The organism is Belliella alkalica, assembly GCF_022549785.1.
Classification (GTDB): Bacteria; Bacteroidota; Bacteroidia; order Cytophagales; family Cyclobacteriaceae; genus Belliella; species Belliella alkalica.
The window spans coordinates 220416-237811 of sequence record NZ_JAKZGO010000005.1 but is presented as its reverse complement, the minus strand read 5'-3'; the positions used below and the strand labels follow the sequence as shown (position 1 = coordinate 237811).

Below are 17396 nucleotides of genomic sequence, written 5' to 3'. Positions count from 1 at the left end.
TATTATTATGTTTGCATTATAATCTAAAATTAAAGGTAAATTTCTCGAAAGCCTTATGAATTTAAAAAAATCAGCTGCCCAAGTCATAGAAAATAAAAAGCGAAGGGTGTTTTTAATCAAATTAGCCATTTTTCTGCTTTTGCTGATTTTGATTCCCATCTTTCAGACTTTAGTTTTAGATAGTTACTTCATCAATCAATTATTTACCTCCTTACTTTTTTTGCTGGGATCCAACTTAATAATTTCTCTTGCGAGAATGTTAACGGCTAGGTTTTACATGCGAAGAATCAAAGAGGATAGAGTCCATGGTAATTTCCTTTTGGGTATTACCTGGATTTCAAATATCCTCAATGCAATTGTATTCATTATTGCAATCATGTTCCTTTTTGCAATCAATCCACTGGAGTTTTTGACTAGCCTTACTATAGTTGCAGCTGCAATTGCAATTTTGAGCAAAGAATATGTGACAAATATGATCAATGGCTTGATTATCATGTTTACTGATCAATTTTCTTTGGGTGATAAAATTAAAATAGGAGATAATATTGGGACAATCTCAGATATCACACTTCTTAACTTGGTTTTGAAAAATGAAAATGATGATCTGATCATTATTCCAAATAACTTGGTTTTGTCTGCCCAAGTTGTCAACCAAAACCCGTTAAAAAAGAAAGTTCAAGTATTCTTTGAAGTCCCTTTGGCAACTATCATCACTACAAATGAAATCGAGGATGCAATCTCTTCTTATTTGTTGGATAAAGTTGAGGATGTCGCTGAGCTGAATCTCTCAGTAAATTTATCAGATCTCTTGAAAGACTGCAAGAAGTTTGAAATCAAAGTTTATTCGAAGCTTTCTGATGAACAGAAGATCGAAAGGATCATTAAGGAAGCCTTATTGTTATATATAGATGAAATCAAAAAGTGAAAATTATTTTGACCAGGTTTATCAGGTCGTAAGGTTGATTCCTTATGGTAGAGTCACTTCTTATGGAGCCATTGCAAATTATCTAGGCTTAAAAAGCGGAGCTAGAATGGTAGGGTATGCAATGAATGCTTCCCATTCACAAAATGATATACCGGCACATAGGGTAGTCAACAGAAATGGGGTTTTGACGGGGAAACATCACTTCCAAAATCCCCATCAAATGCAAGACTTACTAGAAAAAGAAGGGATTTTACTAGAAAGTGACAAAATTCTTGATTTTGACAAAATTTTTTGGGATCCATCAAAATGCCTTTTATAAGTAAAAAAGACCGTTTTGTTGAAAATTAAATATAAAATTAATTTTTTTTCAACATTTTTTTACAGTTTTTAATAATTGAGTATGCTTTTTGCAAAAAGTACCATAAATAATAAATAAGTATGGAAACTGAATTAAAAAGTCACATCGCAGAGAACCTCAGAAAACACAGGGTTTTAAGAGGTTATACTCAGGAGTATATCGCTGAGTATTTAGGGAAAAGAGATTATACTGCATATTCAAGATATGAGCAAGGTAGATCTAATCTCAAAATGGAAGATGCTATCAAGCTTGCCAATTTATATGAAGTAGATGTTCAGGAATTGATTTCTGTTACTCCATCTGTATCTTCTTTTTCGGAGAATCCAAGAAAAAACAGTGGTTCTGTATCTATTCTAGTAGATTTGGATGGTTCCAGCAACACGTTGGAAAGTAACATCAATAAGCTGAAAAAAATCAACGACTTGTTAGCTAAGCAGGAGATCTGATTAACTTTTTCTAATCAGATATAAACCCACAAACATTAACATTCCATTGAGTATTAGTGCTTCAAAGCCAAATTTGTAACCCCACAAAAGGGTTTCTGAATTTTGGCTGATGATGAATGTTATGATAGGAGCAAATATTGCAACAAATGGCACATAATTGTCCTTTACTTGGTGTTTGGTAAATAAACCAAAAGTGTACAACCCAAGTAAAGGGCCATAAGTGTATCCTGCGATGGTGAAAACTGCGTTGATTACGCTTTGGTCATTGATCCAACGAAACATGATGATTACGAGAAACATCAGGATTGTAAACCCCAAATGCACTTTCTTTCTTAAGTTTACTTGCTGCGCTTTTGGGTATCTTTTTTCAATTTCCAAGAAATCGTAGCAGAACGAAGTGGTAAGCGCCGTCAATGTGGAATCAGCACTGGAATAGGCCGCAGCCGTGATGCCAAGTACAAATACAATTCCTGCAAAAGCTGTAAATTCTGTTGTCGCCAAAAATGGGTATAAATCATCCGTTCTGGATGGAATCGCTATCCCATTCGTTTCAGCGTATAGATATAGTAGAATGCCAAGTGAAAGAAACAACAAGTTTACAATTACCAAAATTATTGTAAACCAAAGCATATTCTTCTGTGCATCTCCTATATTCTTACAAGTCAAGTTTTTCTGCATCATGTCTTGGTCTAGCCCAGTCATTACGATCGTGATGAATGCCCCCGAAACAAATTGCTTGAAGAAATTTTGGCCAGATTGCCAATTCCAATTAAATATTTCTGATCTGGAGTCAGTGGCAATGACGCCAACGTAATCCGAAATGGTACCGATACCCAAGTCCTTGCCTATAAGATAGATGCTTGTCAATACTGCAGCCAGCATAAAGAACGTTTGTAAAGTATCAGTCCACACCACTGTTTTGATTCCACCTCGATGCGTATAAAGCCAAATGAGAGAAACTGTGATCAAGACAGAAACCCAAAATGGAATTTCCCAACGGTCGAATAATATCAATTGAAGTACACCTGCGACCAAGAATACTCTTATTGAAGATCCTAAAGTACGGGAAAGAATAAAGAAAAATGCACCAGATTTATAGGACCAAAACCCAAACCTGTCTTCAAGATAGGCGTAAATGGAAACCAAGTTAAGTCTGTAATAAAGAGGTAGTAATACTTTGGCAATCACAAAGTAGCCCAGGGTGTAACCCATGACGACCTGAAAATAATAAAAGTTGCTATTGCCAACTTCTCCAGGGACAGAAATGAATGTAACACCAGAAAGAGAAGCTCCTATCATCCCAAAAGCTACCAGAAACCAAGGAGATTGTCTGTCTCCTGTGAAAAAGGTATCTTGTGAAATGTTTCTTGAAGTAAACCATGATATCAAAAACAACAGCCCAAAGTATGATGTTATGACGATAAGAACTAAATTTGAATCCATAGAGAATCTAGGTAATTAGTATGCTAAATTGTCTATAATAATTAAATTTGCAAAATGAATCAACAAACACAAGCACATCCGGAGTTAGACGAGGTCGAAATTCTGCTCGAGGATTTGATAGATATTGAGGAGAGTGACCTTGTTGTATTCAACGATGATTTCAATACCTTCGAACATGTTACCAAGATTTTGGTGAAAGTTTGCCAGCATACCACAGAACAGGCAGAGCAATGTACGCTGATTATCCATTATAAAGGAAAATGTGCAGTCAAAAAAGGCAGCAAAGAAAAATTAAAACCTATGTGTCAAGCAATCCTTGATGCAGGTATACAAGCAGCCATTCTTTAAATTCCAGGTTAGTGAATTTTCCCTCAAAGTTAATAGAAGATGCTGTCAATGAGATCAGCCGACTTCCAGGTATTGGAAAGAAAACTGCATTGAGGCTTGCATTACATTTGCTAAAGCAAAAAGAATCGGTTACAGAATCCTTGTCGACTTCTATCATGAAGCTGAGGTCAGAAATAAAATACTGTGAGACTTGCCACAATGTTTCTGACGCAATAGAATGCAGTATTTGTACAAGCCAAAGAAGAGATCGGAGGATAATCTGCCTGGTAGAAGAGATCCCTGATGTATTGGCAATAGAAAACACATCCCAATATAATGGGCTATACCATGTATTGGGAGGCGTCATTTCTCCTATTCAAGGAATAGGGCCGGACGAATTGAAAATAGAGTCACTTCTAAGAAGAATTGAAAACCCCAAAGATGGTGAAAAAGTGCAGGAGGTAATCTTGGCATTGCCTGCAACCATGGAAGGGGATACCACGGCATTTTTTATCACCCGAAAACTCAAAGAACTAGGTGTCAACGTAAGTACTATCTCAAGAGGAATCCCTGTTGGGGGTGAATTAGAATATACAGATGAAGTTACTTTAGGAAGAAGTATCCTGACGAGGATAAAATATTCTGCCGAGTAGATATTTCCTTTGGTGTATTGAAAAGCCTTTCTATATTTGCACTCCAATCAATGGGGAATTAGCTCAGTTGGCTAGAGCGCTACACTGGCAGTGTAGAGGCCACCGGTTCGAATCCGGTATTCTCCACCATTCAAAAAAGTGGCTGTTATAATTTATGACAGCCACTTTTTTTTGGATTTTTATAGTTGTGATTTTTATTGGAAATCAGTTAAGATATGATTCCTAAAAAACATAGATGAAATTTTAGCTACAAAATTGAATCCTATTATCCAAAGAGCCACTGTTTAAACCATATCATCTTCCAGTGCCTGCTTTGATTGTTTTCCCAAAGAATATAGCATTCAAATAAAGCTTGTTGGTGCCAAACCAAAATGCCCGAAAGTTTGGGTTGTCAACAAATCCAATAACCTTGCCTCTGCCTACGGTTGATATGCTAATAGTGGCAGATTCTCTGATTTGATCTAAGTTGAATGGATGAACATACCCACTTGCCAATGGTTCTGATGTATAGATCATCGGGTTGGCATAAGGGTTCTCAGAAGGAATCAAAAATTGATTCCCACTTCTAAAACTATAAAGATCAGGTGTTTCGTATCCGTATCCAATTGGATGTGTGTTGTCTAAGCGAACATTGAAAATTGCACCGCCTGTAACTCTAGCGCCAGTTGCATTGTTGAAGTCAGCATAGGGTTTTTGGTTTTCAGATTCCTGAATTGTTTCAGTTTTGAATTTGAATGAACCAATGCCATTTTGGTCGAGCCAAGCAAGTGAAGTGCCTTGAGCTATCAAAGTCCCTCCTGCATTTACCCAACTTTTCAATTTCTCAGTACCTTCTTTCCCCAAATCATTGTAGCTTCCATTTGGCGCTAGGATGGTGTTATATCTATTTATATCAGTCGTATTGAACCTTTGTAAAGGCAATAAAGTAACGGGGATCTCAAACCTTTGATCCAGCAAATGCCATATTTCTCCAGCTTCACTACTGGAAACACCTCCATCCACTAAGAGTGCCACGTTTGGCGTGTCAAGCACATCTATGCTAGGAGATCCGAGGTTGATTCCTTTTGTATTGCTACTATTGATGGAGTAGATTTCCACTCCTGTTGATTTTGCGGCAGATAGAAGGTCTTCGTAGAACTTTTTGTCATTCGCCTTGCTTTGACCTTTATCGACAAAGATACTTCCTCTTTTGAATTTGATGCCGTCATTTGTCTCAAGTTCTGCATGACTCACCCTTACGAGATAGCCTTTTTTCAATAATTGATAAGCAGCTTTTGGAGCATAGTACTCACCCCACTCAAAAGCATAAGTTTTTGCGCCAGCTTCTCCATTTACATTTCCCTCCCTAAGTTTGTGGGATTTGGTGACTTGTTCTACACTTGCCAAATTGAGGATACGACTACTCAATGCCATGTATTTCATGTTGAAAGCCATTGGCATAGTCCAGGCAGAGACATCATAAAATAGGCTGTCTTGAAACACAGTCCTTTCTTCGAAAATCCCTTTGATCAACCTATACTGTGGTTGATTCAAGGGGACGATATAGGCCTTTTCTTTTTTGAATTCCACACCATTTACGGTGATATCTTCCATCAAACTGTATAGATCTATATCATGTTGAAGGACTAGGTCGGCTAAATGGTATCCTCTTCCTGCGTCTTCTTGAGTTCCAAAAATGAAAGCTTTATCGGTATCAAGATCTGATTCTGTTTTTGCCTCTTTGTAAAAGTCCCTCAAGTAAGCATTCAATTCTTCCCTAAGCTCTTTGGCTGCTTTTATTGAGGATAGGGTAGTGTTGAATTGGTTCTTAATTGTAAATTCGAATTTCAAAGGGCCATAGATACTTTCTTGCAAATGACCACGTGAAGAGGCTTGCTCAAATAAAATGCCTATAGAGCCTTGTACATCTGGGTAAGTCGAGCCTTTGCCATAATTAAAATCATCAAAATCTTCCTTGCTATAATAGAGCGAACCTATACTATCCAAGGAATGCGCATGATATCTACTGATTTTTTCCGTGAGTTCAAAATTCCTTTTCGGAGTCAGTGGATGGCTTCTGCTTGGTACACCAGGTTGGAAAAAATAGGTGCTATTTGTTCCCATTTCGTGAAAATCCAATTGAATGTTTGGTAACCATTCTTGAATGACAGCAACCCTGTTTCTTGATTCCGGATGTTGTACAGGTAGCCAATCTCTATTGAGGTCAAACCAATAGTGGTTTGTACGACTTCTTGGCCATGGTTCATTGAGTTCTCTATTAGCTGGATCGCCATTTGGTGTATAGCTTTTGTTTGAATTGACCCAAGATGCAAATCTATTTACACCATCGGGATTGAGGGATGGGTCGATTAAGATGATCATGTTTTCCAAATCAGGCGCCACCTCATTTGATGCAGCAAAATGATAGGCTGCTAGTAAAGAAGCGTTGACGGCCGATGCTTCATTTCCATGTACTGAGTAACCTGCATATACTACTACAGGCATATCTTTGGTTTCCAGGTTTGCATTTGGAAGTCTCAACTTTTTTCTTTCAGACTTGATTTCCTCAATTTTGGAATGGTTTGAAGGGCTCGTAATCGTCAAAGTCAGCTGTGGCCTCATTTCATAAGTTCTGCCGATTACTTCTATTGTCACTCTATCTGATGCAGCTGCAAGCGCATTCATATACATTACAACTTGGTCATAAGATGCATGCCATTCACCTACCTCAAATCCCAAGACATCCTTAGGAGTAGGAATATCAGGGTCATATAAATGGTTGTCAGGCATGTAATATGAAAGGTCTATTTGAGAATAGCCTATGATAGAAATAAAAAATAAGATAATAGCGATTCCAGCTTTTTGTATGGTTTTTTTAATTTTTTTCATTTTAAAATAAAAGTTGGTTGTTGTTTTTAAACTATTTTTAGTAGATTCGATTCTTTAGAAATTAAGCTTAAATATTCAAACATGGAATATGTCACTCCTAGTTCAATGAATTTAATAGTGCCAAATGCAATCTTCTTGGCGTTTGCACTTTATGCCATTTTATGGCTGTGGTGTATCGTAGACTTATTAAGATCCGAATTTAAGGATAATTCAGTAAAGATACTTTGGGTGTTGCTTTTGATTTTCCTAAATCCAGCAGCTCCGTTTATTTACAGTCATTTAGCACGCAAACAAAAACTTAGATTTAGATGAATTTATTGATAATTGGAGGTGTAGGCGGGGCCGGCCTTTTGATATTTGGTTTTCTAGCCTTTGTGTTCTTTATTTTTTGGGTTGTCACTATAATTGATATAGTTAGATCTAATTTTAAAGATCCGAATATGAAATTGATTTGGATTTTGATTGTCATATTTACAAATCCAATAGGCACTATTATTTATTGGATAATTGCTCCCAATCAAAAGAGTAAAAATTTTAACAGATTTAATTAAAAGCTATGTTTGGATTAGGAATAATAGGTTTATTGATTTACGCATATACTATATATGACGTATTGACAAGAAGATTTGGTACAGGAAGTGATAAAATTGTTTGGATTTTGGTAGTGCTGTTTTTGCCTTTACTTGGGACTATACTTTGGTTCCTTTTTGGTAGAAAAGGTACTAGTTGAAATAGGGAATCTAGCAGTTTCACGTCCTGAAATAGTTGATCCTTTTCTATTAATTTCTCTATATTTCCTGTCACGTCCTGAAAATAGATGATACTCTTTTCTTTTTGTCGCATCCTGAATTTTCTTAAATTCCGACGACCATTCAATTGCCCCATCAGGGCAGAAATGAACATGTCTTTTTATCCAAGCATAGGGTTATAACCCTATGCTAATGTCAAAATCCTCCCGATAAGGATGCGAGACAGGCTTTTCAGGGCTGTCGCGTCCTGAAATTATTTAACACTTTTTTTATACTTATCCTCTCGTTTTATAAGCAAGGCATTTCGACTAAAGGAGCCTGCCCCGTAGAATTACGGGGAGAAATCTCATACTGAATTTCACACCCCAACTTCAATTTAACTTTCCAGTTTCAAAATGGGGCGAGACCTCCCCGCAATTCTGCGGGACAAGCTTCTCCTGAATGCTTTCGGGATCGAGGTGACCTAGTCTCTGTCACTGCTTCTCGAATCTTATCTCTTGTCTCAAATATCATATCTCAATCAAGTCTTTGTCTTGCTTCTCGCCTCTCTCCTCAAATAAACAGGTTCAATATTTCAGTCTCTTGACCCTCCCTTTAAAAACGTTTTTTCAAGTGCTTCTTCTAGTGTAGGGTAGCGGAATTTAAATCCTGCGGCTTCTATTTTTTTGGAACTGACTTTATTTCCTCCCAAAACCATTTGAGCCATTTCTCCCAGCACTATTTTTAACAAAAAACCAGGTACTCCTATACTAACAAACATTTTATCAATTTTCTTTGCAGCATTTTCTGTTACTGTTTTGTTGGTAGATGGTTGTGGGCCAACGGCATTGAAAACTCCCGACAAGGTTTCATTTTCTACAGCGAAGACAAACATCCTTGCCAAATCCTCAATTTGTATCCAGCTCATCCATTGCTCACCAGAGCCCAGTGGTGCTGCAACTGGAGGCTTCATCATTTCTTTCAATGCCCCGCCAGATTTATCAAGCACAATTCCTATTCTCAGCATAACAGTTCTCAAACCAAGGCCTTCCATTCGTTCACTTTCGTTTTCCCAAGCAGTCACCACTTGTGACAAAAAATCATTGCCTTTCGGACTGTTTTCTGTGATCAAATTGTCTCCTGTATCAAAACCATAATAGCCAACAGCACTGGCAGCTACGAAGGTTTTTGGCTTTTTCTCTGCTTTGGAGATTGCATCGGAGAGGATTTGGGTGGAGTGAGTTCGGCTGTGGAGGATTGCCTGCTTCCGTTTGGCTGTCCATCGGCTATCTGCCACCCCTTCTCCTGCAAGGTGTATAATTGCATCAGCCCATGTTATGGCATTTTCATCGATTTTCATCGAGTCCAAATCCCAAAAAAATGACTTTTGTTCGTATTTGTCTGGGGATCTGCTAAGCCAGGCGACTTTGTATCCTTTTGTTTCAAGGTGTGCTGTAATTCGCTTTCCTACCAAACCCGATCCTCCAGTTATTAATATGTTTTTCATGACTTTTTGTTTTCTTAAGTGCTTACTATTTAGAATCAATTATAAGCTACTTTGTTTAAGAATTAGAAGTTAACCATTTCTACCACGGAAAAAAAGCCTTCTCTAATTTAGCTTTAGAAGCATTCTTTTCTATTTTTGTAACACTTAGGTGATGGGGTTCCACCTTCAACCGCCCGTTTTTGGTGCTGATGACTCCTACTTCAACTTTATTTATTTCACTTTTGTTGAATTTATTTCTTCAGAAGTATTCATTATTAGCTTATGTTGGAGCAGGTTATGGCACAATTGAAAATCAAAGAGTTTACAAGACAAGAGTTTTTCCCTAGTATCCAATTTACTGCCAAATGGCTTGTTTTGGCAAGTTTGATTGGGTTATTGGCTGGGTCTGCATCTGCAGGTTTTTTGGTTTCGCTTCATTGGGTGACTGAATATAGGGAAGACAACATGTGGATCATTGCGCTTCTTCCTTTGGGGGGATTACTGATTGGCTGGGCTTATCATCAATATGGTCAAGATGTAGTAAAAGGCAATAATCAGCTTTTGGAGGAGTTTTACAATCCTCAGAAAACTATTCCACTTCGGATGGCACCTTTGGTATTGTTCGGAACCTTGGCAACACATCTCTTTGGGGGATCAGCAGGCAGGGAAGGTACGGCAGTTCAGATGGGAGGAGCGATCGCTGACCAATTTACCAAATGGTTTAAATTAACCAAGGAAGACCGAAGAATCATCATCACGATTGGAGTAGCAGCAGGGTTTTCCTCAGTTTTCGGTACACCTCTGGCAGGTGCTGTCTTTGCTTTGGAGTGGTTGGTAATTGGGAGAGTGCGCTATGAATCGATATTGCCAGCGTTTATTGCAGCCTTTGTGGCGCATTATGCCTGCGCAGAGTTTTGGCAAGTCCATCATACAGAATATGAAATCCCATTTGTACCCAAAGTAGATTTGATCAATTTAATGCTTATTATCCCAGCAGGGATTTGCTTCGGACTAGCAGGAAGGCTGTTTGCCAAGGCAACACACTTTTGGTCAGAAGTCTTCAAAAAATATATATCTTACCCTCCCTTGAGGCCAGTCATTGGAGGTGTAATGGTGGCCCTTATCGTCTTCGCAATGGGTACTACCAAATATATTGGCTTAGGCGTTCCAACCATTGTAAATGCTTTTTCCGAGGATTTGCCTTGGTATGATTTTTTGGCAAAAATAGGGATGACTTCGTTGACCCTTGGGGCTGGGTTTAAGGGGGGAGAAGTGACACCGTTATTCTATACCGGAGCAACTCTCGGCAATGCACTTGCCTATTTGATTCCATTGCCAGTAGCATTGTTGGCAGGAATGGGATTTGTGTCAGTATTTTCAGGCGCTACAAATACGCCTTTGGCATGCACACTGATGGGGATAGAGCTTTTTGGTGCGGAATCAGGAATTTTTATAGGAGTAGCATGTGTTACAGCCTATGTTTTTAGTGGCCATTCCGGGATCTACAATTCTCAATTAATCGGATCTTCAATAGGAAAAAAGTTGGGAGCGGGGGGACAAGAAACGAGAAAAAAGAGACGTGAGATGTGAGTGTATGCAAAGTTCAACCAAAGCTGAAGAGCCCCTCCTGTATAGAGAACTCAGTAGGGAAGGTTGAACTCCCAAAAAATCAATCCCAAAACTGTTTAGAAGAAAAGAAACTCAACACCCTAACTTTACAACCTTACAACATTCCAACCTTCTTAACCTCATTCCTTCAATTCCTGATCCCCTCTGCAAAAAAATTCTTCACCCAGAGCGTCCTGCTCATCAGGTTGACGGTATTTAGGATGTCGTAAATGTTTTTTGGATAGAAAGGGCTGATGGTGACATTGTAATGGCCAAGCCGATCCTGTTGTATTTCTAGGTCATATTTCAAGCTTAACTTGAGGAGCTCCTTTGGGAAAAAAATATTTGTAGAAACTGGTGAGATTGCTTTTTGACGTATCCCAAATCTTTTCTTTGATGTTTGGTGATGCTTGTGTAGGAGGTTTTCTTGATAGCCTTTGTCACGAATAGACAAAGAAGAATTTTGTGAGAATTTGGGGTTGAATGTATGGGTCAGTGCTTGTTCTCCTTTATGAATGCGATAGCTTACATCTCGGGAGACTTGTTGTTCTAATTTTAGGTTATTTTTGATAACCAAAAACCTCCATAAATTATCGGTTTTTTTGAGATCCATTGATTATTTTGGGTTGTTGATTAATCTGTAGAAGTCAGATATGGGGGTTTTTAGTGCGTCTATTTCTTTTTCATTTTCAAGAATAGGAATCCATTTATCATCTTTCCAGACTTCAAAATACGCATTTTCTCTCAAAAAAGGATAGATTCTGTTTACAAATTCAAAGTGTGACAGCTTATCACCACTTTTAAAATCAAAAGTATTTACTTCATCATCTAAAGTGATTCTCAATTTAAAATAGTTTGTGTCCCAAGATGGCTCTACATAAATGTAAGCTTCGTCTTTGACTCGATTGATAAGGATAGCGAGGTTGATCAAAGGAGATTCAGACTCGATTAGTCTTTTTCCAAACCTGTAAACAGTCATTTTTGCATCATCCCTACCTTCAATGTCATAGTAAAGTCCCCTGACATTCTTAAAATATATTCTTTCAGCATCCGTAATGCTTAGGATGGAATCTTCTTTACCAGAGTTATTGGCTCTCTTTTCATTGAAAAATGAAAGCATCAATACGAACAGAATGGATCCCAATCCGAAAATTTTCAGGATTTTGATCATTTCTGGGGTAAGAGAATCACTTTTGGACATGATAATGGCTTATTGCAAATTTTATAACCAGAGAATAGGGGCTAGGGTTAGTAAAATCTGAATAAAACTCGAAAATTATCATCAATGTACATAAGACCCCGCATTGATGTCAATAGTGCAACCAGTAGCATGGTCTGCCAAGCCTGAGCAAAGCAAAGTAACCATAGGTGCGATATCCTTTGGTTCTGTAAGTTCTGTAAGAGCGATGTCATCGAGTGCGTAAGATTCCCCATATTGGTCCATAAAGTCCTGAGCCATATCCGTTCGGGTAAATCCCGGAGCGATTACAAAGGCTTTGATTCCCTCTTTACCATAATACCTTGCGATTGATTTTGTATAGCTGACGATTGCCGCCTTCGATGCGGCATAAGCTAAGTAATCGGGGGTGTCACCTCTGAATGCTGCACGAGAAGAAATGTTTATAATCCTTCCATTTTTCCTTTTTCGAGCGTGTTCTACAAACTCCTTGCTAATGATTGCAAGCGCATTGATGTTTACATCCATGGTTTTGAGCCAGGTATCTGTCCATTCGTCGATTTCTTTGTCGTCAGCTATAGAAATCGCTATACCTGCATTGTTGACAATAGCGTCTATTGGTCCATAAGCTTTTATCAAATCAGGAATCCACCCTTTGACTGAGTTTAGGTCCGAAAGGTCACAGGGTACCAGATGTGACGCGTTCTTCAAGCTATTCTGTAAAGATGTTGCCTCCTCTAGGTTTTTGTTGAAATGGATCAATACTTCTGCCCCTGAGGCTGAAAGTTGTTCTGCAATAGCTCTTCCTATTCCTCTGGAAGCTCCTGTTACGAGGATTCTATGATTTTTTAAACTTATGTTCATTTGGCTTTTGGGTGCAAGGTTTAAAGTTGCTATCGATTATTTCCAATGTTTCTTATTTCAAAAACGCCTTGACAGTTTCCACAACTGCTTGCGGTTGCTCGGCGTGAAGCCAGTGTCCGGCATTTTTGATATAGATCAAATGGTTGTTAGGGAAATACTTATCAATGTCCTCTTTGTCTTTCTCTTGAATGTATTTAGAATTGGCTCCACCCATAAATAGTGTAGGGTTTTCAAAATTGGTGTCATAATCTAAAGCCTCACCTACATTCTCAATTTGATCATTGATTACAGGTAGGTTTATTTTCCAAATAAAATTACCATCCTTATCTCTTCCGAGACTCTTTAGCAAAAACTGTCTGATGCCGGCCTCTGATATATGTTTTGCAAGTTGATCATCTGCTTCTTTCCTGGACTTGATTTCTTGCAGCTTCACTGATGTCAATCCCTCCAAAATACTCTGATGATGAACAGGGTAGTGCCTAGGGGCAATATCTGCCACGATCAATTTTTTGACTTTTTCTGGGTATTGAAGCGCAAAGTTCATCACAGTCTTTCCTCCCATGGAATGGCCCATCAAGTTGGTCGATTCGATTTTTTCATCTTCCATCAGCTCGTTTAGGTCTTTTGCCATGACTTTGTAATTCCATTCATCGCTATGAGGAGAATCGCCGTGGTTTCGCTGATCTACTAGGTAGAGCGTATAGTGTTTTTCCAACTCTTTAGCAATACTAAACCAGTTATCAGCAGAACCAAAAAGCCCATGTAGTATTATCAAAGGCTCTCCTGAGCCTGTTTTTTTAAAGTTGAGTTTCATAGTATTTTTTATAAAATATTTACCTATTTACTTTCCTAAATTTCGTTTGATGATTTTAGGCGTCTGATTTTGACCCGACAAGGCAGACAATTTGTTGACAAGAATCTGAAAGTTAGAAAGACTCTCCCTATCGAATTTGCATTCTTGTAGATATTCAAATATCAATTTAATATCATTTAAACCTCCAATTGCCTTCTGTACATTTGGATGGTATTTTCCAAGCCATAATACAAAGCATCACAAACCAAAGCATGTCCAATAGAGACTTCGTCAAGAAAAGGGATACTCTCTTTCAAAAACTTTAGGTTGTGCAAATCTAAGTCGTGCCCTGCATTCAAGCCTAGTCCAAGTTGGTGAGCGAGTTTGGAAACCTCAATATACGGTTTTACTGCGGCATGTTTGTCCTTTGAGAAATTTACAGCAAAGGGTTCTGTGTATAATTCTACTCGATCAGTACCAGTTTTTTTTGCAGGTTCGAAAAATTTACTTTCTGGGTTGATAAATATAGAAACTCTAGTGCCTGAAGCATGAAGCTCTGCTACAATGTCTTTTAAATACTCAAGATGAGTGATTGTATCCCAACCAGAATTGGAAGTGATAGCATTAGGTGGATCAGGAACCAGAGTTGCTTGGGCAGGTTTTACCAATTTGATCAGTTCCATAAATCGCTTATCAGGATAACCTTCAATATTGAACTCAGTGGTGACCACCTCACTCAGATCTAGGACATCTTGATACCGAATATGCCTTTCATCGGGCCTTGGGTGGACTGTTATCCCTTGTGCTCCAAACCTTTCAGCATCTAGTGCAACTTGAACCACATTCGGATTATTTGCCCCTCTTGCATTTCTCAAAGTGGCGATTTTATTAATATTTACGCTTAACTTGGTCATTTTCCTAAATTAAAAGATAATTTTGTGACAAATTTACACGTATAACACAAACAACAAGGGAATGAGTTTAAAGCTAAGTGTAGAAAGTGAAATAAAAAAAGCCATGTTGGCTAAAGACAAGGACAGATTACGCGCTTTGAGGGCGATCAAATCCTTGATCATGTTAGAAGAAACCAAAGGTGGAGCTGCAGAGAGCCTCTCAGAAGATGACGAAATGAAGTTGTTGACCAAAGCAGCAAAGCAGCGTAGAGATTCTGCTGATATTTACAAAGAGCAGGGAAGAGAAGACCTTTTGGCAGTAGAGTTGGCTGAATTGGAAATTATCTCTGAGTTTCTTCCAAAGCAACTCACAGAAGAGGAACTTGAGGTTGAGCTCAAAAAAATAATAGCAGAAGCTGGTGCCGAAGGTCCGAAAGACATGGGTAAAGTAATGGGTTTGGCATCTAAAGCTTTGGCTGGTAAAGCTGACGGTAAGGCTATTTCCGTGAAAGTCAAATCATTATTATCTTAAATAACTTGGCCACTTTAGATGTCATCATATTTATAATCTTAGCCATAGGTGCCTATAGTGGGTACAGGCAAGGATTGTTTATTGGTGTGATATCTATAGTGGCTTTTTTTGTAGCCATTGTTTTGGCGTTTCATCTGATGGATTGGGGTGCAGATATATTGGCAAGTAGGATTGAGAATTTGACTTTTATGTTGCCCTTTGTCTCATTCTTGATAATTTTTTTGATTGTGATTATTGGAATCAGGAGTTTGGCGTTTTTGGTAAAAAAAACAATGGATCTCACAATTTTGGGTTCTTTGGACAGTGTAGCAGGCTCTGTTCTGGGGACTTTGAAGACGGGGTTTCTTTTGAGTCTTTTACTCTGGGTAGCCAATTCTTTTGAGTTTGAAGTCTCACAGACAATGATCAACAAATCAAATATATATCCCTATTTGCAGCCAATAGCTCCATTTATGATTAATTTGGTGGATGCGTATACACCGATTATCAACCAAGCGGTGGAATCGATTCAGACACTAGTAAATACCGCTAGGGATGCTGCTGCTGATTGATAACTTCGATTCTTTTTCACATATTTTAGCTGACTATCTTCGTCAAACAGGCAAAGAGTTGAAAATCGTCAGAAATGATGTGGATGTAGAAAGCTTGAAGCTTGAAGTTTTTCAAGGAGTGGTTCTTTCTCCAGGTCCTGAAACTCCTTCCCGTGCAGGAAATTTGATGGCTGTTTTGGAGTACTACCATGATAAGCTGCCGATTTTGGGTGTTTGTTTGGGGCATCAGGCAATTGGAGAGTTTTTTGGAGCAAAGCTAGTAAAAAGTAATACTCCTGTCCATGGCAAAGTGTATAAGGTGAGAAAGGTCTCTGATCACTCAGTCTTACTTAATCTCCCAAATACGTTTAATGTGACTAGGTATCATTCCTTGATATTAGAGGAGCTTCCTTTGTCCTTTCAAAAATTATTGGAAACTGATCGAGGAGAAATCATGGCCATATCACACCGGATGTTACCAATCGTCGGAATTCAATATCATCCTGAAGCGCATTTGACAGAGTTTGGGCTGGAGCTAATCAAAAATTGGGTAAATAGTTTATAGCAATTAGAAGCTTAAAATAGGCATATGGTAACTTAGTATTCAGAACTGTCTCATCTATTGTGTTCAATTGCCTTCCGATGTAGGGACATGCGGGTCATGATAAAATGTTCAACTGAATTATTTTTAGATATCTGTTTATGGCCTCATACTTGGATAAGGAGCCTTTTGAGGGCTTGCCTTTTGATTCTCTAACAAGTACTGAAAGTAGTTGATACTTTATTTCATTGTTTTTTGAGACATGTTTTTTCTTATGGGTGTGTACATAATTTGATATTAAAAATTCTTCCGATGACCCCAATAGCTAACATTGATTTGAATAGCTGTATTAAATCAAGAATTCCTGGATCCTTTATTGTACAGCTATGTATAGTATCCCTCTCTATTCTCTCCAACCAGCAAACTCAAATCTCATAATACCTGCCTTGTATCTCACATCTCTTTTTTGCGATCCTCCACATTTCCTTTCTTTTTCCGAACCTCTTATGTCTATTTGTAGTTTTATTATTTGAGTTGAATTTAATATCTTTAGAACATGCAGGCATACGACTTTATCAATAACCTAATACCTCCTCTGAAAGTGACTGATAGTACCAAGAAGGCATTGGCTTGGATGGAGGAAATACGTATTAATGTCCTGCCCGTAGTTGACGATGGCCAGTTTAAAGGTCTAGTTACAGATGATTTGATATATACTCTTAATGAGCCCAATCTAGAGGTTGGTAAAATGGAAATAGAGTCTTTGGCATGTTTTGTTTATCAAGATAAGCATATTTATGATGTCTTAAGAGTAGCATCTGAGCATCACTCAAGTATGGTTGCTGTATTAAATAGAGATTTAAAATATCTTGGGGTCATCACAATGGAGGATGCAATAGCAGCATTTGCCGATAGCTTTTCCATTCAATCTCAAGGAGCCGTAGTGGTTCTTTCCATGTTTATGACAGACTATAGCATGTATGAAATTGCCCGTGTAATCGAATCTGAAAATGCAAAAATACTGTCCAGCTTTATTTCTGTTGATCCACTTGATGATAGTAAAATCAAAGTAACTTTAAAATTGGATAAAATTGAATTAAGACACATTAAAGCTACATTAGAGCGCTTTGGGTACAGAATAATCGATCATTATCAGGAAGAAAATGAGCCCGATAGAGAACAAGATCGCATAGGGAATCTACTTAGATTTTTGGACATTTAAAA

The 17396-nt window shown here is 38.1% G+C and carries 21 protein-coding genes, 1 tRNA gene and 1 riboswitch; of the genes, 14 read left to right on the top strand and 8 right to left on the bottom strand.

All coding sequences use genetic code 11. From position 1 onward, the window contains the following. The first annotated feature begins 55 nt into the window (after positions 1-55). The 3 genes from MM213_RS08295 (at position 56) to MM213_RS08285 (ending at position 1729) form a co-directional block, all read left to right on the top strand. Positions 56-925: a mechanosensitive ion channel family protein gene (locus tag MM213_RS08295; RefSeq protein ID WP_241411274.1), complete on the top strand. Its 870-nt coding sequence runs from the start codon at positions 56-58 to the stop codon at positions 923-925. Beyond that, positions 909-1244 carry an MGMT family protein gene (locus tag MM213_RS08290; RefSeq protein WP_241411272.1) on the top strand — a complete coding sequence of 112 codons (336 nt, stop codon included), beginning with the start codon at positions 909-911 and terminating at the stop codon, positions 1242-1244. Before MM213_RS08295 ends, MM213_RS08290 begins: the two co-directional genes overlap by 17 nt. A 119-nt stretch (positions 1245-1363) precedes the next feature. Then, a complete protein-coding gene (locus tag MM213_RS08285; protein WP_241411270.1) occupies positions 1364-1729 on the top strand; it encodes a helix-turn-helix domain-containing protein in 366 nt (121 codons plus the stop codon). Here MM213_RS08285 and MM213_RS08280 read toward each other — a convergent pair whose 3' ends face one another. Beyond that, complete coding sequence (locus MM213_RS08280) at positions 1730-3172, bottom strand: sodium:solute symporter (protein WP_241411268.1); 1443 nt, start codon at positions 3170-3172, stop codon at positions 1730-1732. It lies immediately after the preceding gene. Between the two features lie 54 nt (positions 3173-3226). On the opposite strand from MM213_RS08280, the gene MM213_RS08275 reads away from it, so the two are divergent. From MM213_RS08275 to MM213_RS08265, 3 genes are all read left to right on the top strand, one after another. Beyond that, positions 3227-3520: an ATP-dependent Clp protease adaptor ClpS gene (locus MM213_RS08275; protein WP_241275114.1), complete on the top strand. Its 294-nt coding sequence runs from the start codon at positions 3227-3229 to the stop codon at positions 3518-3520. Between the two features lie 11 nt (positions 3521-3531). Further along, positions 3532-4152 carry a recombination mediator RecR gene (gene recR, locus MM213_RS08270; RefSeq protein WP_241411266.1) on the top strand — a complete coding sequence of 207 codons (621 nt, stop codon included), beginning with the start codon at positions 3532-3534 and terminating at the stop codon, positions 4150-4152. Positions 4153-4204: 52 nt separating this feature from the next. Then, positions 4205-4281, top strand: a tRNA-Ala gene (locus MM213_RS08265). Between the two features lie 165 nt (positions 4282-4446). Here MM213_RS08265 and MM213_RS08260 read toward each other — a convergent pair. After that, a complete protein-coding gene (locus MM213_RS08260) occupies positions 4447-7020 on the bottom strand; it encodes a M14 family zinc carboxypeptidase (protein WP_241411264.1) in 2574 nt (857 codons plus the stop codon). 81 nt (positions 7021-7101) lie between these two features. On the opposite strand from MM213_RS08260, the gene MM213_RS08255 reads away from it, so the two are divergent. From MM213_RS08255 to MM213_RS08245, 3 genes are read left to right on the top strand one after another with little or no spacing between them, the layout of a single operon-like run. Beyond that, positions 7102-7332, top strand: a complete 231-nt coding sequence (locus tag MM213_RS08255; protein ID WP_369413890.1) for a PLDc N-terminal domain-containing protein — start codon at positions 7102-7104, stop codon at positions 7330-7332. Beyond that, positions 7329-7571 (top strand): PLDc N-terminal domain-containing protein, encoded by a 243-nt coding sequence (locus tag MM213_RS20870; RefSeq protein WP_255806927.1) that lies wholly within the window; start codon positions 7329-7331, stop codon positions 7569-7571. Before MM213_RS08255 ends, MM213_RS20870 begins: the two co-directional genes overlap by 4 nt. A 5-nt stretch (positions 7572-7576) precedes the next feature. Next, positions 7577-7750: a PLDc N-terminal domain-containing protein gene (locus tag MM213_RS08245; protein WP_241273926.1), complete on the top strand. Its 174-nt coding sequence runs from the start codon at positions 7577-7579 to the stop codon at positions 7748-7750. A gap of 593 nt (positions 7751-8343) precedes the next feature. Here the strand turns inward: MM213_RS08245 and MM213_RS08240 are convergent. Continuing rightward, the gene (locus tag MM213_RS08240) at positions 8344-9255 is read right to left on the bottom strand and encodes a TIGR01777 family oxidoreductase (RefSeq protein ID WP_241411262.1); all 912 of its coding nucleotides are present in this window, start codon (positions 9253-9255) and stop codon (positions 8344-8346) included. Between the two features lie 138 nt (positions 9256-9393). Beyond that, a riboswitch (Fluoride riboswitch) is annotated at positions 9394-9460 on the top strand. Between the two features lie 71 nt (positions 9461-9531). Here MM213_RS08240 and MM213_RS08235 point away from each other — a divergent pair. After that, complete coding sequence (locus MM213_RS08235; protein ID WP_439647565.1) at positions 9532-10824, top strand: voltage-gated chloride channel family protein; 1293 nt, start codon at positions 9532-9534, stop codon at positions 10822-10824. A 166-nt stretch (positions 10825-10990) separates the two neighbouring features. Here the strand turns inward: MM213_RS08235 and MM213_RS08230 are convergent, their stop codons facing one another. The 5 genes from MM213_RS08230 to MM213_RS08210 form a co-directional block, all read right to left on the bottom strand. Next, positions 10991-11455, bottom strand: a complete 465-nt coding sequence (locus MM213_RS08230) for a hypothetical protein (protein ID WP_241411258.1) — start codon at positions 11453-11455, stop codon at positions 10991-10993. Between the two features lie 3 nt (positions 11456-11458). Further along, the gene (locus tag MM213_RS08225; RefSeq protein WP_241411256.1) at positions 11459-12043 is read right to left on the bottom strand and encodes a hypothetical protein; all 585 of its coding nucleotides are present in this window, start codon (positions 12041-12043) and stop codon (positions 11459-11461) included. Between the two features lie 81 nt (positions 12044-12124). Next, on the bottom strand, positions 12125-12883 hold the full coding sequence (locus MM213_RS08220) for an SDR family NAD(P)-dependent oxidoreductase (protein WP_241411254.1): 759 nt from the start codon (positions 12881-12883) through the stop codon (positions 12125-12127). A 52-nt stretch (positions 12884-12935) separates the two neighbouring features. Next, entirely contained in the window at positions 12936-13697 is a 762-nt protein-coding gene (locus MM213_RS08215) for an alpha/beta fold hydrolase (protein WP_241411252.1), read from the bottom strand. A gap of 176 nt (positions 13698-13873) precedes the next feature. Next, positions 13874-14590 (bottom strand): pyridoxine 5'-phosphate synthase, encoded by a 717-nt coding sequence (locus MM213_RS08210; protein WP_241411250.1) that lies wholly within the window; start codon positions 14588-14590, stop codon positions 13874-13876. A 61-nt stretch (positions 14591-14651) separates the two neighbouring features. On the opposite strand from MM213_RS08210, the gene MM213_RS08205 reads away from it, so the two are divergent. The 4 genes from MM213_RS08205 (at position 14652) to MM213_RS08190 (ending at position 17394) form a co-directional block, all read left to right on the top strand. Then, complete coding sequence (locus MM213_RS08205) at positions 14652-15101, top strand: GatB/YqeY domain-containing protein (RefSeq protein WP_241411249.1); 450 nt, start codon at positions 14652-14654, stop codon at positions 15099-15101. Positions 15102-15106: 5 nt separating this feature from the next. Further along, complete coding sequence (locus MM213_RS08200; RefSeq protein ID WP_241411247.1) at positions 15107-15652, top strand: CvpA family protein; 546 nt, start codon at positions 15107-15109, stop codon at positions 15650-15652. Further along, a complete protein-coding gene (locus tag MM213_RS08195; protein WP_241411245.1) occupies positions 15636-16196 on the top strand; it encodes an anthranilate synthase component II in 561 nt (186 codons plus the stop codon). The genes MM213_RS08200 and MM213_RS08195 overlap by 17 nt, the downstream gene beginning before the upstream one ends. 532 nt (positions 16197-16728) lie before the next feature. Then, positions 16729-17394 carry a CBS domain-containing protein gene (locus tag MM213_RS08190; RefSeq protein WP_241411243.1) on the top strand — a complete coding sequence of 222 codons (666 nt, stop codon included), beginning with the start codon at positions 16729-16731 and terminating at the stop codon, positions 17392-17394. Positions 17395-17396 lie beyond the last annotated feature (2 nt).

Excerpts from the sequence above, each read along its gene's own strand:
- MM213_RS08275 (WP_241275114.1), top strand. The coding sequence starts at position 3,227 with ATGAATCAACAAACACAAGCACATCCGGAGTTAGACGAGGTCGAAATT.
- MM213_RS08280 (WP_241411268.1), bottom strand. The coding sequence starts at position 3,172 with ATGGATTCAAATTTAGTTCTTATCGTCATAACATCATACTTTGGGCTG.
- MM213_RS08295 (WP_241411274.1), top strand. The coding sequence starts at position 56 with ATGAATTTAAAAAAATCAGCTGCCCAAGTCATAGAAAATAAAAAGCGA.
- MM213_RS08205 (WP_241411249.1), top strand. The coding sequence starts at position 14,652 with ATGAGTTTAAAGCTAAGTGTAGAAAGTGAAATAAAAAAAGCCATGTTG.
- MM213_RS08290 (WP_241411272.1), top strand. The coding sequence starts at position 909 with ATGAAATCAAAAAGTGAAAATTATTTTGACCAGGTTTATCAGGTCGTA.
- MM213_RS08245 (WP_241273926.1), top strand. The coding sequence starts at position 7,577 with ATGTTTGGATTAGGAATAATAGGTTTATTGATTTACGCATATACTATA.
- MM213_RS08195 (WP_241411245.1), top strand. The coding sequence starts at position 15,636 with ATGCTGCTGCTGATTGATAACTTCGATTCTTTTTCACATATTTTAGCT.
- MM213_RS08190 (WP_241411243.1), top strand. The coding sequence starts at position 16,729 with ATGCAGGCATACGACTTTATCAATAACCTAATACCTCCTCTGAAAGTG.
- MM213_RS08235 (WP_439647565.1), top strand. The coding sequence starts at position 9,532 with ATGGCACAATTGAAAATCAAAGAGTTTACAAGACAAGAGTTTTTCCCT.
- MM213_RS08220 (WP_241411254.1), bottom strand. The coding sequence starts at position 12,883 with ATGAACATAAGTTTAAAAAATCATAGAATCCTCGTAACAGGAGCTTCC.
- MM213_RS08285 (WP_241411270.1), top strand. The coding sequence starts at position 1,364 with ATGGAAACTGAATTAAAAAGTCACATCGCAGAGAACCTCAGAAAACAC.
- MM213_RS08225 (WP_241411256.1), bottom strand. The coding sequence starts at position 12,043 with ATGTCCAAAAGTGATTCTCTTACCCCAGAAATGATCAAAATCCTGAAA.
- MM213_RS20870 (WP_255806927.1), top strand. The coding sequence starts at position 7,329 with ATGAATTTATTGATAATTGGAGGTGTAGGCGGGGCCGGCCTTTTGATA.
- MM213_RS08240 (WP_241411262.1), bottom strand. The coding sequence starts at position 9,255 with ATGAAAAACATATTAATAACTGGAGGATCGGGTTTGGTAGGAAAGCGA.
- MM213_RS08260 (WP_241411264.1), bottom strand. The coding sequence starts at position 7,020 with ATGAAAAAAATTAAAAAAACCATACAAAAAGCTGGAATCGCTATTATC.
- MM213_RS08230 (WP_241411258.1), bottom strand. The coding sequence starts at position 11,455 with ATGGATCTCAAAAAAACCGATAATTTATGGAGGTTTTTGGTTATCAAA.
- MM213_RS08255 (WP_369413890.1), top strand. The coding sequence starts at position 7,102 with ATGGAATATGTCACTCCTAGTTCAATGAATTTAATAGTGCCAAATGCA.
- MM213_RS08215 (WP_241411252.1), bottom strand. The coding sequence starts at position 13,697 with ATGAAACTCAACTTTAAAAAAACAGGCTCAGGAGAGCCTTTGATAATA.
- MM213_RS08210 (WP_241411250.1), bottom strand. The coding sequence starts at position 14,590 with ATGACCAAGTTAAGCGTAAATATTAATAAAATCGCCACTTTGAGAAAT.